Source organism: Pseudomonas sp. BR20 (genome assembly GCF_050780135.1).
Taxonomy (GTDB): domain Bacteria; phylum Pseudomonadota; class Gammaproteobacteria; order Pseudomonadales; family Pseudomonadaceae; genus Aquipseudomonas.
The window spans coordinates 6,157,398-6,171,996 of record NZ_CP172012.1; the positions used below are offsets into that span (position 1 = coordinate 6,157,398).

The 14,599-nt window shown below is 55.9% G+C and carries 9 protein-coding genes, 2 tRNA genes and 2 rRNA genes; 6 read left to right on the forward strand and 7 right to left on the reverse strand.

Annotation, left to right across the window (positions count from 1 at the left end; translation table 11 throughout):
• Window positions 1–60 precede the first annotated feature (60 nt).
• The 5 genes from ACHPFG_RS28455 to tyrS form a co-directional block, all read right to left on the reverse strand.
• Window positions 61–2,952, reverse strand: a 23S ribosomal RNA gene (locus tag ACHPFG_RS28455).
• Window positions 2,953–3,201: 249 nt separating this feature from the next.
• A tRNA-Ala gene (locus ACHPFG_RS28460) sits at window positions 3,202–3,277 on the reverse strand.
• 30 nt (window positions 3,278–3,307) lie between these two features.
• Window positions 3,308–3,384: transfer RNA gene (locus tag ACHPFG_RS28465), tRNA-Ile, on the reverse strand.
• An 83-nt stretch (window positions 3,385–3,467) separates the two neighbouring features.
• A 16S ribosomal RNA gene (locus ACHPFG_RS28470) occupies window positions 3,468–5,004 on the reverse strand.
• Together the 16S and 23S rRNA genes with 2 tRNA genes alongside form the textbook arrangement of a ribosomal RNA operon.
• Before the next feature lie 552 nt (window positions 5,005–5,556).
• Window positions 5,557–6,756, reverse strand: a complete 1,200-nt coding sequence (tyrS, locus tag ACHPFG_RS28475; protein WP_431701055.1) for a tyrosine--tRNA ligase — start codon at window positions 6,754–6,756, stop codon at window positions 5,557–5,559.
• A gap of 209 nt (window positions 6,757–6,965) precedes the next feature.
• Between tyrS and ACHPFG_RS28480 the strand changes: the two genes are divergently transcribed.
• A complete protein-coding gene (locus ACHPFG_RS28480; RefSeq protein WP_431701056.1) occupies window positions 6,966–8,384 on the forward strand; it encodes a peptidoglycan DD-metalloendopeptidase family protein in 1,419 nt (472 codons plus the stop codon).
• Between the two features lie 3 nt (window positions 8,385–8,387).
• Window positions 8,388–9,479 carry an anhydro-N-acetylmuramic acid kinase gene (locus tag ACHPFG_RS28485; protein WP_431701057.1) on the forward strand — a complete coding sequence of 364 codons (1,092 nt, stop codon included), beginning with the start codon at window positions 8,388–8,390 and terminating at the stop codon, window positions 9,477–9,479.
• Window positions 9,480–9,571: 92 nt separating this feature from the next.
• On the opposite strand, the gene erpA is transcribed toward ACHPFG_RS28485, so the two are convergent.
• Together erpA and argC are read right to left on the reverse strand one after the other, a co-directional pair.
• On the reverse strand, window positions 9,572–9,922 hold the full coding sequence (gene erpA / locus ACHPFG_RS28490) for an iron-sulfur cluster insertion protein ErpA (protein WP_003176443.1): 351 nt from the start codon (window positions 9,920–9,922) through the stop codon (window positions 9,572–9,574).
• Between the two features lie 165 nt (window positions 9,923–10,087).
• On the reverse strand, window positions 10,088–11,122 hold the full coding sequence (argC, locus tag ACHPFG_RS28495) for an N-acetyl-gamma-glutamyl-phosphate reductase (protein WP_431701058.1): 1,035 nt from the start codon (window positions 11,120–11,122) through the stop codon (window positions 10,088–10,090).
• Between the two features lie 135 nt (window positions 11,123–11,257).
• On the opposite strand from argC, the gene hemJ reads away from it, so the two are divergent.
• The 4 genes from hemJ to ACHPFG_RS28515 all read left to right on the forward strand — a co-directional run bounded on the left by hemJ (window position 11,258) and on the right by ACHPFG_RS28515 (window position 14,557).
• Window positions 11,258–11,686: a protoporphyrinogen oxidase HemJ gene (gene hemJ, locus ACHPFG_RS28500; protein ID WP_431701059.1), complete on the forward strand. Its 429-nt coding sequence runs from the start codon at window positions 11,258–11,260 to the stop codon at window positions 11,684–11,686.
• A 24-nt stretch (window positions 11,687–11,710) separates the two neighbouring features.
• Entirely contained in the window at window positions 11,711–12,673 is a 963-nt protein-coding gene (locus ACHPFG_RS28505) for an NAD(P)H-dependent flavin oxidoreductase (protein ID WP_431701060.1), read from the forward strand.
• A gap of 70 nt (window positions 12,674–12,743) precedes the next feature.
• Complete coding sequence (locus ACHPFG_RS28510; RefSeq protein WP_431701061.1) at window positions 12,744–13,706, forward strand: DUF805 domain-containing protein; 963 nt, start codon at window positions 12,744–12,746, stop codon at window positions 13,704–13,706.
• Between the two features lie 62 nt (window positions 13,707–13,768).
• Window positions 13,769–14,557: an SDR family NAD(P)-dependent oxidoreductase gene (locus tag ACHPFG_RS28515; RefSeq protein WP_315872674.1), complete on the forward strand. Its 789-nt coding sequence runs from the start codon at window positions 13,769–13,771 to the stop codon at window positions 14,555–14,557.
• The last annotated feature ends 42 nt before the right edge of the window (window positions 14,558–14,599 follow it).

Here is a 14,599-nt window from a genome sequence, read left to right on the forward strand (position 1 = left end):
TGCGTCTTCACACACCGCAATCTGATGCTCTTTCGAGTATTCAAATTGCTTGGGTGTTATATGGTCAAGCCTCACGGGCAATTAGTATTGGTTAGCTCAACGCCTCACAGCGCTTACACACCCAACCTATCAACGTCGTAGTCTTCGACGGCCCTTCAGGGGACTCAAGGTCCCAGTGAGATCTCATCTTGAGGCTAGTTTCCCGCTTAGATGCTTTCAGCGGTTATCTATTCCGAACATAGCTACCCGGCAATGCCACTGGCGTGACAACCGGAACACCAGAGGTTCGTCCACTCCGGTCCTCTCGTACTAGGAGCAGCCCCTCTCAAATCTCAAACGTCCACGGCAGATAGGGACCGAACTGTCTCACGACGTTCTAAACCCAGCTCGCGTACCACTTTAAATGGCGAACAGCCATACCCTTGGGACCGGCTTCAGCCCCAGGATGTGATGAGCCGACATCGAGGTGCCAAACACCGCCGTCGATATGAACTCTTGGGCGGTATCAGCCTGTTATCCCCGGAGTACCTTTTATCCGTTGAGCGATGGCCCTTCCATACAGAACCACCGGATCACTAAGACCTACTTTCGTACCTGCTCGACGTGTCTGTCTCGCAGTCAAGCGCGCTTTTGCCTTTATACTCTACGACCGATTTCCGACCGGTCTGAGCGCACCTTCGTACTCCTCCGTTACTCTTTAGGAGGAGACCGCCCCAGTCAAACTACCCACCATACACTGTCCTCGATCCGGATAACGGACCTGAGTTAGAACCTCAAAGTTGCCAGGGTGGTATTTCAAGGTTGGCTCCACGCAGACTGGCGTCCACGCTTCAAAGCCTCCCACCTATCCTACACAAGCAAATTCAAAGTCCAGTGCAAAGCTATAGTAAAGGTTCACGGGGTCTTTCCGTCTAGCCGCGGATACACTGCATCTTCACAGCGATTTCAATTTCACTGAGTCTCGGGTGGAGACAGCGCCGCCATCGTTACGCCATTCGTGCAGGTCGGAACTTACCCGACAAGGAATTTCGCTACCTTAGGACCGTTATAGTTACGGCCGCCGTTTACCGGGGCTTCGATCAAGAGCTTCGCGTTAGCTAACCCCATCAATTAACCTTCCGGCACCGGGCAGGCGTCACACCCTATACGTCCACTTTCGTGTTTGCAGAGTGCTGTGTTTTTAATAAACAGTCGCAGCGGCCTGGTATCTTCGACCGGCATGAGCTTACGGAGCAAGTCCTTCACCCTCACCGGCGCACCTTCTCCCGAAGTTACGGTGCCATTTTGCCTAGTTCCTTCACCCGAGTTCTCTCAAGCGCCTTGGTATTCTCTACCCAACCACCTGTGTCGGTTTGGGGTACGGTTCCTGGTTACCTGAAGCTTAGAAGCTTTTCTTGGAAGCATGGCATCAACCACTTCGTTAACTAAAAGTTAACTCGTCATCAGCTCTCGGCCTTAGAATCCCGGATTTACCTAAGATTCCAGCCTACCACCTTAAACTTGGACAACCAACGCCAAGCTGGCCTAGCCTTCTCCGTCCCTCCATCGCAATAACCAGAAGTACAGGAATATTAACCTGTTTTCCATCGACTACGCTTTTCAGCCTCGCCTTAGGGACCGACTAACCCTGCGTCGATTAACGTTGCGCAGGAAACCTTGGTCTTTCGGCGTGGGTGTTTTTCACACCCATTATCGTTACTCATGTCAGCATTCGCACTTCTGATACCTCCAGCAAGCTTCTCAACTCACCTTCACAGGCTTACAGAACGCTCCTCTACCGCATCACTTACGTGATACCCGTAGCTTCGGTGTATGGTTTGAGCCCCGTTACATCTTCCGCGCAGGCCGACTCGACTAGTGAGCTATTACGCTTTCTTTAAAGGGTGGCTGCTTCTAAGCCAACCTCCTAGCTGTCTAAGCCTTCCCACATCGTTTCCCACTTAACCATAACTTTGGGACCTTAGCTGACGGTCTGGGTTGTTTCCCTTTTCACGACGGACGTTAGCACCCGCCGTGTGTCTCCCATGCTCGGCACTTGTAGGTATTCGGAGTTTGCATCGGTTTGGTAAGTCGGGATGACCCCCTAGCCGAAACAGTGCTCTACCCCCTACAGTGATACATGAGGCGCTACCTAAATAGCTTTCGAGGAGAACCAGCTATCTCCGAGCTTGATTAGCCTTTCACTCCGATCCACAGGTCATCCGCTAACTTTTCAACGGTAGTCGGTTCGGTCCTCCAGTTAGTGTTACCCAACCTTCAACCTGCCCATGGATAGATCGCCCGGTTTCGGGTCTATTCCCAGCGACTAGACGCCCTATTAAGACTCGCTTTCGCTACGCCTCCCCTATTCGGTTAAGCTCGCCACTGAAAATAAGTCGCTGACCCATTATACAAAAGGTACGCAGTCACCCAACAAAGTGGGCTCCCACTGCTTGTACGCATACGGTTTCAGGATCTATTTCACTCCCCTCTCCGGGGTTCTTTTCGCCTTTCCCTCACGGTACTAGTTCACTATCGGTCAGTCAGTAGTATTTAGCCTTGGAGGATGGTCCCCCCATATTCAGACAAAGTTTCTCGTGCTCCGTCCTACTCGATTTCATGACTAAGAGATTTTCGCGTACAGGGCTATCACCCACTATGGCCGCACTTTCCAGAGCGTTCCGCTAATCTCAAAGCCACTTAAGGGCTAGTCCCCGTTCGCTCGCCACTACTAAGGGAATCTCGGTTGATTTCTTTTCCTCAGGGTACTTAGATGTTTCAGTTCCCCTGGTTCGCCTCTTGCACCTATGTATTCAGTACAAGATAACCATCTTATGATGGCTGGGTTCCCCCATTCAGACATCTCCGGATCAAAGTCTGTTTGCCGACTCCCCGAAGCTTTTCGCAGGCTACCACGTCTTTCATCGCCTCTGACTGCCAAGGCATCCACCGTATGCGCTTCTTCACTTGACCATATAACCCCAAGCAATCTGGTTATACTGTGAAGACGACATTCGCCGAAAATTCGATAATACTCAATTAAGAGCAACTCACAAATTTTACCTTAGCCTGATCCGTTACCAGTGAAAGTAACGTTCAGTCTATCTTTCTATCACATACCCAAATTTTTAAAGAACGATCTAATCAAAGACTAGAAATCAACATTCACCATCACACGGATGGAATGCTCATTTCTAAGCTTTCATAACGTAGAAGCAGTAGTGGTGGAGCCAAACGGGATCGAACCGTTGACCTCCTGCGTGCAAGGCAGGCGCTCTCCCAGCTGAGCTATGGCCCCGTATTTCTACAGGCGTTTCCCACACAAAATTGGTGGGTCTGGGCAGATTCGAACTGCCGACCTCACCCTTATCAGGGGTGCGCTCTAACCAACTGAGCTACAGACCCAATTTCGGGCTGCTTCTTTATCGTCTTCTTCAATGAATCAAGCAATTCGTGTGGGAACTTATGGAGCAGCTGATGTCGTCGATTAAGGAGGTGATCCAGCCGCAGGTTCCCCTACGGCTACCTTGTTACGACTTCACCCCAGTCATGAATCACACCGTGGTAACCGTCCTCCCGAAGGTTAGACTAGCTACTTCTGGTGCAACCCACTCCCATGGTGTGACGGGCGGTGTGTACAAGGCCCGGGAACGTATTCACCGCGACATTCTGATTCGCGATTACTAGCGATTCCGACTTCACGCAGTCGAGTTGCAGACTGCGATCCGGACTACGATCGGTTTTCTGGGATTAGCTCCACCTCGCGGCTTGGCAACCCTCTGTACCGACCATTGTAGCACGTGTGTAGCCCAGGCCGTAAGGGCCATGATGACTTGACGTCATCCCCACCTTCCTCCGGTTTGTCACCGGCAGTCTCCTTAGAGTGCCCACCATAACGTGCTGGTAACTAAGGACAAGGGTTGCGCTCGTTACGGGACTTAACCCAACATCTCACGACACGAGCTGACGACAGCCATGCAGCACCTGTCTCAATGTTCCCGAAGGCACCAATCTATCTCTAGAAAGTTCATTGGATGTCAAGGCCTGGTAAGGTTCTTCGCGTTGCTTCGAATTAAACCACATGCTCCACCGCTTGTGCGGGCCCCCGTCAATTCATTTGAGTTTTAACCTTGCGGCCGTACTCCCCAGGCGGTCAACTTAATGCGTTAGCTGCGCCACTAAGAGCTCAAGGCTCCCAACGGCTAGTTGACATCGTTTACGGCGTGGACTACCAGGGTATCTAATCCTGTTTGCTCCCCACGCTTTCGCACCTCAGTGTCAGTATCAGTCCAGGTGGTCGCCTTCGCCACTGGTGTTCCTTCCTATATCTACGCATTTCACCGCTACACAGGAAATTCCACCACCCTCTACCATACTCTAGTCAGTCAGTTTTGAATGCAGTTCCCAGGTTGAGCCCGGGGATTTCACATCCAACTTAACAAACCACCTACGCGCGCTTTACGCCCAGTAATTCCGATTAACGCTTGCACCCTCTGTATTACCGCGGCTGCTGGCACAGAGTTAGCCGGTGCTTATTCTGTCGGTAACGTCAAAACCATCACGTATTAGGTAATGGCCCTTCCTCCCAACTTAAAGTGCTTTACAATCCGAAGACCTTCTTCACACACGCGGCATGGCTGGATCAGGCTTTCGCCCATTGTCCAATATTCCCCACTGCTGCCTCCCGTAGGAGTCTGGACCGTGTCTCAGTTCCAGTGTGACTGATCATCCTCTCAGACCAGTTACGGATCGTCGCCTTGGTGAGCCATTACCCCACCAACTAGCTAATCCGACCTAGGCTCATCTGATAGCGCAAGGCCCGAAGGTCCCCTGCTTTCTCCCGTAGGACGTATGCGGTATTAGCGTCCGTTTCCGAACGTTATCCCCCACTACCAGGCAGATTCCTAGGCATTACTCACCCGTCCGCCGCTCTCAAGAGAAGCAAGCTTCTCTCTACCGCTCGACTTGCATGTGTTAGGCCTGCCGCCAGCGTTCAATCTGAGCCATGATCAAACTCTTCAGTTCAAACATCTTTGGGTTTTTAAGAAACCCTAAACTTGGCTCAGCAATCGTTGGTTATTCTTTGATTTCTCGCGGAGTAACTTGTGATGCTGATAATCTTGTTGACTATCAGTCTGACCCCACAAGCACCCACACGAATTGCTTGATTCAGTTGTTAAAGAGCGGTTGGTTAAGAGCTTTCGTCTCAACCGAGGCGCGCATTCTACAGCAGCCTCATTTGCTGTCAAGTGATTATTTTCAGAAGCTTTCGAAGATTTCTTCAACAACTTCAACCACTTGCGCTTGCGATCTCTCGTTAGCGGGAGGCGAATTCTACAGCGTTACACGCTGCTGTCAACACCTCTTTTTCTCCGCTTTCGACCGAGAAGATCGAATCGTTAATAGCGCCAAACAGCACGACTCTATCAACTCCTTCTGGGCTTCGATGAACTGAAGCAACTCGCCGTCTAATCCTGCATAACTCTTTGTTTACCAAGGAGTTTTACGTTTCGACTGCGCCGGAAGTGGGGCGAATTATAGACAGATACAATTCGCCGTCAACACTTAATTTCAGGTTTATTCGGATTTGAGCGTAATACGCGCAAATGCCTTCTTCCCCGCCTGACAAACGTGGGTAGCACCCAGCTCGTACATAAAGGTGCGATCCACCACTTCACCATCTATACGCACACCGCCAGACCCCAGAAGGTCACGCGCAACCGCCGAGTTCTTCACTAGGCCCGCCTTATTAAGGACAGCAGCAATCGGCATGGCTTCAGCAGCAGTCAATTCAATCTCGGGAAGATCATCCGGTAGCTCGCCATCCTTCATGCGGTTACCCGCCGCACGGTGAGCACTGGCCGCAGCCTCTTCACCATGGAAACGCGCCACGATCTCTTCCGCCAGTTTGATCTTCACGTCCCGCGGATTGGCGCCCGCCTCTACATCCGCACGCAGCGCGTTGATCTCATCCATCGAGCGAAAGCTCAACAGCTCGAAGTAGCGCCACATCAGGGCATCCGGGATAGAGACCAGCTTGCCGTACATCACCCCCGGAGCTTCCTGAATGCCGACATAGTTGCCGAGGGACTTGGACATCTTCTTGACACCATCCAATCCTTCCAACAACGGCATGGTCAGGATGCACTGAGCTTCCTGACCATAAGCACGCTGCAACTCACGCCCCATCAGCAGGTTGAATTTCTGGTCGGTACCACCCAACTCAACATCCGCGCGCAGCGCTACCGAGTCATAACCCTGAACCAGCGGATACAGGAATTCATGAATCGCGATCGGTTGATTGGTTGAATAGCGCTTGTCGAAGTCATCACGCTCAAGCATGCGCGCCACGGTGTACTGGGAAGTGAGGCGAATGAAGTCCGCCGGCCCCATCTGATCCATCCAGGTGGAGTTAAACGCCACCTCGGTCTTGGCCGGATCAAGAATCTTGAATACCTGGGTCTTATAGGTCTCGGCATTATCGAGAACCTGCTCACGGGTCAGCGGCGGGCGCGTAGCACTCTTACCGCTCGGATCGCCGATCATCCCGGTGAAATCACCGATAAGGAAGATCACCTGATGCCCCAGCTCCTGGAACTGACGCAGCTTATTAATAAGCACGGTATGACCCAGGTGCAGGTCCGGCGCGGTCGGATCGAAACCAGCCTTAATACGCAGGGGTTGGCCACGCTTGAGCTTTTCGATCAGCTCGGCCTCGACCAACAGTTCTTCCGCACCACGTTTTATCAGCGCTAGCTGCTCTTCAACCGACTTCATAACAGACCCGCAAGGCTCAGATTCAAAAGGGAACCAACCATACAAGATCAGGGACTAATTACAAGTTTTGCCCTGCGCACGGACACCGTTCAGCAAGCCCAGCGTTCGCGAGCTTGCGTCACAGATGATTTGGTTATATTTTATACAGTTATTTCATCTTCATCATGTCATTCATCTTTTCCATTTCATCTTCAAAGTCAAAATTACCTATGACCACTGAACCGTCTAAAGCGCCGCCGCTTTACCCGAAGACCCACCTGCTCGCTGCAAGTGGTATCGCCGCCCTTCTCAGCCTGGCACTCCTGGTATTCCCTTCCAGTGACGTAGAAGCCAAACGAACATCCCTGAGCCTTGACTTGGAGAGTCCGGCTGAACAACTGACACAAGATCAAGACGCTTCCGACGCACAACAAGCCACAAATGCTCCAACTGAATCGCCGTTTGCCCAGATCGAAAACACGCCGGAAGATACCCAGCAAGCCGCTCAAGAGCAGCAAAAGCTCGTAGCAGAAACCGCCAAGAACCCTCAACACCGCGAAGTGATCGTAGCGAAAGGCGATACCCTTTCTACCCTGTTCGAGAAGGTAGGCCTTCCCGCAGCCACCGTTAACGACGTGCTGGCCAGCGATAAACAGGCCAAGCAATTCACCCAACTCAAACACGGCCAGAAACTTGAGTTCGAACTGACACCAGACGGTCAGTTGAACAACCTGCACACTAACCTCAGCGATCTCGAAAGCATCTCCCTGACCAAGGGCGCCAAAGGCTTTGCCTTCAACCGCATCACCACCAAGCCAGTCATGCGTTCCGCCTACGTTCACGGCGTGATCAACAGCTCACTGTCACAATCTGCCGCGCGCGCCGGCTTGTCCCACAGCATGACCATGGACATGGCCAGTGTGTTTGGTTACGACATCGACTTCGCCCAGGACATCCGCCAGGGCGATGAATTCGACGTGATCTACGAGCAGAAAGTCGCCAACGGTAAAGTGGTCGGCACCGGTAACATTCTCTCCGCACGCTTTACCAACCGCGGCAAGACCTACACTGCCGTCCGCTACACCAACAAGCAAGGCAACAGCAGCTACTACACCGCCGACGGCAACAGCATGCGCAAGGCCTTCATCCGCACCCCGGTGGATTTCGCTCGTATTAGCTCGCGTTTCTCCATGGGTCGCAAGCATCCAATTCTGAACAAAATCCGCGCCCATAAAGGCGTCGACTATGCCGCCCCACGCGGCACGCCTATCAAGGCGGCCGGCGACGGCAAGGTCCTGCTCGCAGGGCGCCGTGGTGGCTACGGCAACACGGTGATCATCCAGCACGGCAACACCTATCGCACCCTATACGGCCATATGCAAGGTTTCGCCAAGGGCGTGAAAACTGGCGGCAACGTGAAGCAGGGCCAGGTGATCGGCTATATCGGCACCACTGGCCTGTCCACCGGCCCGCATCTGCACTATGAATTCCAGGTCAATGGCGTGCACGTTGACCCATTGGGCCAGAAGCTGCCGATGGCCGACCCGATCGCCAAGGCCGAGCGCGCGCGCTTTATGCAACAGAGCCAGCCGCTGATGGCGCGCATGGACCAGGAGCGCTCCACCCTGCTTGCTTCCGCGAAGCGTTAAGGTATGCCGCTCTATATAGGCGTGATGTCCGGGACCAGTCTCGATGGCCTGGATATCGCCCTGATCGAACAGGACTCGGCGGTCAATCTGATCGCCACCCACTACACACCCATGCCGGACACCCTGCGTGCAGAGCTGTTAAGCCTGTGCGCCAGCGGCCCGGATGAGATTGCCCGCTCAGCGATTGCCCAGCAGCACTGGGTCACCCTCGCCGCCCACGGCATCCACACGTTGCTCGACCAGCAAAACCTCAAGCCTCGAGACATACGTGCGATCGGCAGCCATGGCCAGACCATCCGTCATGAACCCGCCCGCGGGTTTACCGTGCAGATCGGCAACCCGGCATTGCTTGCAGAGCTGACGAGCATCACCGTAGTCAGCGACTTCCGCAGCCGCGATGTTGCCGCTGGCGGCCAGGGCGCGCCTCTGGTGCCCGCATTTCATGAAGCGTTGTTTGGCGAAAGCACCGGCAACCGTGCGGTGTTGAATATTGGGGGCTTCAGCAATCTTAGCCTGATCGAAACCGGCAAGCCCGTAGCTGGCTTTGACTGCGGCCCAGGCAATGTGCTGCTGGACGCCTGGATTCAACAGCAGCGCGGCGAACACTTTGACCGTGACGGGCAGTGGGCGGGTAGTGGCAAGGTCGAGCCTCAACTACTCGCGGCACTACTCAGCGATCCATTCTTCCTGACCAAAGGCCCGAAAAGCACCGGCCGTGAGGTGTTCAACCTCGGGTGGCTGCACCAGCACCTTAGCCGCCTGCCCGCCTTTGCCCCCCAGGACGTACAGGCCAGCCTGCTGGAACTGACCGCACTGACCATCGTCGAGGCCCTGCAAACCGCACAACCCCAGACAGAAACGCTACTCGTCTGTGGCGGCGGCGCCCATAACACCACAATGATGAACCGTCTGGCAGCGTTGTTGCCGTCCACTCAAGTCAGCAGCACCGCCACCCACGGCGTAGACCCGGACTGGGTCGAAGCCATGGCCTTCGCCTGGCTGGCTCACTGCTGCCTCGAAGGCATTACCGCCAACAGGCCCAGTGTCACCGGCGCACGCGGGCCGAGGGTACTTGGCGCGATCTACCCCGCCTGACGACCACCTCGCCAGAATCGCAGACAGCAAAACGCCGCTTGGCCGATCAAAGCCAAGCGGCGTTTTTTATTCGTTGTGGATCAGGCTGTCGATCAGATCGAGAACGAAGAGCCGCAACCACAGGTGGTGGTAGCGTTAGGGTTCTTGATCACAAAACGCGAACCCTCCAGACCTTCCTGGTAATCCACCTCGGCGCCTGCCAAGTATTGGAAGCTCATCGGGTCCACGACCAGGCTTACGCCCTCGCGCTCAACGATGGTGTCATCGTCGGCCACATCTTCATCAAAGGTGAAACCGTACTGAAACCCTGAACAACCGCCGCCCGTAACGAATACGCGCAGCTTCAAACGATCATTACCCTCTTCATCGACCAGGCTCTTCACCTTGTGCGCAGCACCGTGGGTGAATTGCAAAGCCGTGGGGGTGAAGGATTCAACGCTCATGCTGATAATCTCCCGGCGTAGCGCCGCCATATGCGTAATGACGGGCATTATCCGCTTCTCCTAGAAAAGCGGTCAACTATTGTTACGGTATATCAATCTGCATCGCCGCCATTAGAAACACAAAAGGCCCGATCAACGGGCCTTTTGCACACGCTACCAATCTTCTTAAGGCAACATGCCGGCGTGGGACAGGCCGAGTTTTTCGTCCAGGCCAAACAGGATGTTCATATTCTGCAAAGCCTGGCCCGACGCGCCCTTGACGAGGTTATCGATCACCGACAACACCACCACCAGATCACCATCCTGCGGGCGGTGCACAGCAATCCTGCACACATTAGCGCCACGCACGCTACGGGTTTCCGGATGGCTGCCCGCAGGCATTACATCGACGAACGGCTCGTTGGCATAACGTTTTTCAAACAACGCCTGCAGATCTACCGAACGATCGACCACGGTGGCATACAACGTGGAATGAATGCCACGAATCATCGGCGTCAGGTGTGGCACGAAGGTCAGGCCCACGTCTTTGCCCGCGGCGCGACGCAGCCCCTGGCGGATTTCCGGCAGGTGGCGATGCCCTTTTACTGCGTAGGCCTTCATGCTTTCCGACGTCTCGGAGTACAGCGAACCTACCGCTGCACCACGGCCCGCGCCGCTGACACCCGACTTGCAGTCTGCGATAAGGCGCGAAGCATCCGCCAGCCCGGCTTCGAGCAACGGCAGAAAGCCCAGCTGCGTCGCCGTCGGATAGCAACCCGGCACCGCGATCAGGCGCGCCTGCTTGATCTGCTCACGATTGACTTCCGGCAGGCCGTACACCGCCTCTTCCAACAGGTCCGGTGCACCGTGAGGCTGGCCGTACCACTTGGCCCATTCGTCGGCGTCTTGCAGGCGGAAGTCAGCCGACAGGTCGATGACCTTGGTGCCAGCCGCCAGCAGTTCGCCAGCCAACGCATGGGCAACGCCATGCGGGGTGGCAAAAAACACCACATCGCAGGCGCCAAGGGTGTTGATGTCCGGAACGCTGAACGCGAGGCCGTCGTAGTGGCCTCGCAGGTTCGGGTACATATCGGCCACGGCCAGGCCGGCCTCGGATCGAGAGGTAATGACCACCACCTCAGCTTGCGGATGCTGAGCCAACAGACGCAGCAATTCGACACCGGTGTAACCCGTGCCGCCGACGATACCGACCTTGACCATAAACCTGCCCTCAACGAACCCACTGGAAAGCCGTCGATAATAGGGGCCGTATCGTCCTGCGACAACCGTCAGCGTGACGTATGGCTGCATGAGCCACTACTATCTTCGCTACCGTGAACCTGGGAATAACTAAAAATGCTTTATCTATGGGTCAAAGCCTTCCATATCGTCAGCATCGTCTGCTGGTTTGCCGGGCTGTTCTACCTGCCGCGCCTGTTCGTCTACCACGCTCAAAGCGAGGACACCATCAGCAAGGAACGCTTCAGCGTCATGGAGCGCAAGCTGTACCGCGGCATCATGGGCCCGGCAATGCTGGCCAGCCTGGTGTTCGGTATCTGGCTGATCGCCCTAAACCCCGGCATCTTTCAATCGGGCGCCTGGATCCACGCCAAGTTGACCCTGGTAGTGTTCCTGATTGGTTACCACCACATGTGCGGCGCGCAGGTAAAACGTTTCGCCCGTGGCGAAAACACCCGCAGCCATGTCTTTTATCGCTGGTTCAATGAAGTCCCGGTTCTGATATTGCTGGCTATCGTAATTTTGGTCGTGGTCAAACCGTTCTAACTTCAATTACTCGGGGTACCTCCAATGTCGCTGCCCGCTCTGCTTGAACAACGTCTGCGCCTGCCCGTGGTGGCTGCGCCGATGTTCCTGATTTCCAATCCGCAATTGGTGCTGGCCTGCTGCCGCAATGGGGTAGTCGGGAGTTTCCCGGCGCTCAACCAGCGCGAGAGCAGTGGCTTCAAGGCCTGGCTGGAGGAAATCGAAGCGGGCCTGGCGCAGTTGGACAATCCCGCGCCCTACGCCGTCAACCTGATCGTGCACAACAGCAACCCTCGTCTGCAGGCGGACCTGGCGATCTGCGTCGAGCACAAGGTGCCAATCGTGATCACCAGCCTGGGCGCGGTGAAAGAACTGGTGGATGCCGTGCACAGCTACGGCGGCCTGGTATTTCATGACGTCACTACCCGGCGCCATGCCGAAAAAGCCGCCGAAGCCGGCGTGGATGGCCTGATCGCCGTGGCCGCAGGCGCTGGCGGCCATGCCGGTACCTGGAGCCCATTCTCGCTGATCGCAGAGATTCGCCAATTCTTCGACAAGACCCTGCTGCTGGCCGGCTGCCTTAACCACGGCCATGAGATACTCGCCGCCCAGTTGCTGGGGGCAGACCTGGCCTATTTCGGCACACGTTTTATCGGTACCACTGAAAGCCACGCCCCGGATGCGTATAAAGAGATGCTGCTCACATCGCGCGCCGCCGACATCGTGCACACTCCCGCTGTCTCCGGCGTACCAGCAAGCTTTATGCGCCAGAGCCTGGAAAATGCCGGTTTCGACCTCGCTGCCCTGCAAGGCAAAGGCGAAGTAAACTTCGGTTCCAAGCTCAAGCCGCTGAGCGACGAAGCCAAGGCCTGGAAGACCGTATGGTCCGCCGGCCAAGGTGTCGGTGAGATTAATGATTTACCCAGCGTCGATGAACTCGTTGCCCGCCTGGATGCCGAATACCGCAAGGCGCGCGAGCGGGCGACACAGTTGCGCTGGCCACGTTGACCCAACCGCAAGGCCTGCCGATCGAGCAGTCCTGCATTAACCCCACTGATTCAGTGACAAGGATGCCCGCATGAGCGACAACCGTTTCAAGATTGTGTTTGATGGGGCCTTGCTCCCGGGTGTCGAAAGCACCACGGCCAAGCTGAACCTGGCTGAACTGTTCAAGAGCACAGTCGAGGACATCGAGAAACTCTTCACTGGCCGCCCGGTTGCACTGAAGCGCGACCTGTCGCGCCCCGACGCCGAAACCTACCTCACCGCGCTGAAAAACGCCGGGGTCGATGCCCGCATCGAAGCAGAACAACCCGTGGCCTTCAGCCTCGCCGAAACCCACGAGACAGATTCCGACGCTGCGGACCTCTCCCGCCCTGTCGCTTCACCGTACGCACCACCGCGTGCTGCCGTAGGTGAAAGCCTGCCGGAATACGCCACCCTCAAGGTCTTCACCATCAATGGCCGTATTGGTCGTCTGCGGTACCTGGCATGGACGCTGGTACTGACCGTCGCCATGCTAGTCGCAGCAGGTATCCTCAGTACTGTGGGCTTTGCCATCGCGACCGCGTCGCCGACGATAGCCATCATCCTCGGCTCGCTGCTGGGCTTCGCGCTGTTCGTCGCGGTTGTGGTCGTGAGCGTGCAGATCGGCGTGCAGCGTCTGCACGATCTAGGCTGGTCCGGCTGGTTGTACCTGCTGAACCTGGTCCCGCTGGTGAACAGTATTTTCCCGCTGCTGCTGTTGGTGGTGCCAGGTAACACCGGTGCCAACCAGTACGGCGCACCGCCACCGCGCAACTCCACCGCGGTGAAGGTCCTGGCCTCACTGTGGCTGGCATTCATTCCGCTGATGCTCATCATCGTGGTGTCGCTGGGGATGAACGGCTATCTGGATCAGCTCGAGGCCAATGTGGATAGCAGCTACGAAAGCAGCTCCATCACCTCTGACGAAGACGCGGATCAAGGCGCCACCGTCGAGGAAGACGAAGCGCAAAGTGCTGACGAAGCGGCCGAACCTGTAGACTCTCCAGAACAGTAAAAAACGCCCGCCGCCTGTGATGCCTACTTCACAGGCCCGGCGGCGTAGTGATGGAGAAAGGCATGACCCGTTACGCTCTGATCACCGGCGCCTCCAGCGGCATCGGCCTGGCTTTGGCCGAAGCCCTGGCACGTCGCGGCCGCAGCTTGATTCTGGTGGCCCGCCAGCGTGATCAGTTGGAAAGCATTGCAATCGAATTGACCCAGCGCTTCGGCGTCGAAGTGCTGTTTCGAGCGTGCGACCTGGGCGAGCCATTGCGCTTGTCCGGGTTCCTGCTGGAGCTTGAAGAAGGCGAACGGCAGATAGATTTACTGGTGAACTGCGCCGGCATTGGCACCAGCGGGCCATTCCTGGCCCAGGACTGGATGACCGAGCAGGACCTCATCGAAGTCAACATCCTCGCCCTCACCCGCATGTGTCACGCCCTAGGCAATAGCATGGCGCTGCACGGCGGCGGGCAGATTCTCAACGTCGCCTCGGTCGCCGCGTTCCAACCCGGTCCCTGGATGAGCAGTTACTACGCCAGCAAGGCCTATGTGCTGCATTTCTCCGAAGGCTTGCGCGAGGAGCTGAAGACCTGTGGCATCAAGGTCTCAGTGCTTTGTCCCGGCCCTACGCGCACCGCATTCTTCGGTACAGCGCAAATGGACACCGCCAGACTCGACCGCAGCGAGCAATTGATGAGCCCGGAAGAAGTGGCGCTCTATACCGTGCGCGCATTGGAAAAAAACAAAGCCATCATCATTCCTGGACGACGTAATCGCTGGCTGGCCTTCAGCCCGCGTTTCAGCCCGCGCTGGCTGACCCGCAAGATCGCCGGCGCCATCAACAAGGCCTATTGCCCACGCTGATCGCCTGAGTACACTCACCTTGCACTTTCATAATGGAGAAAC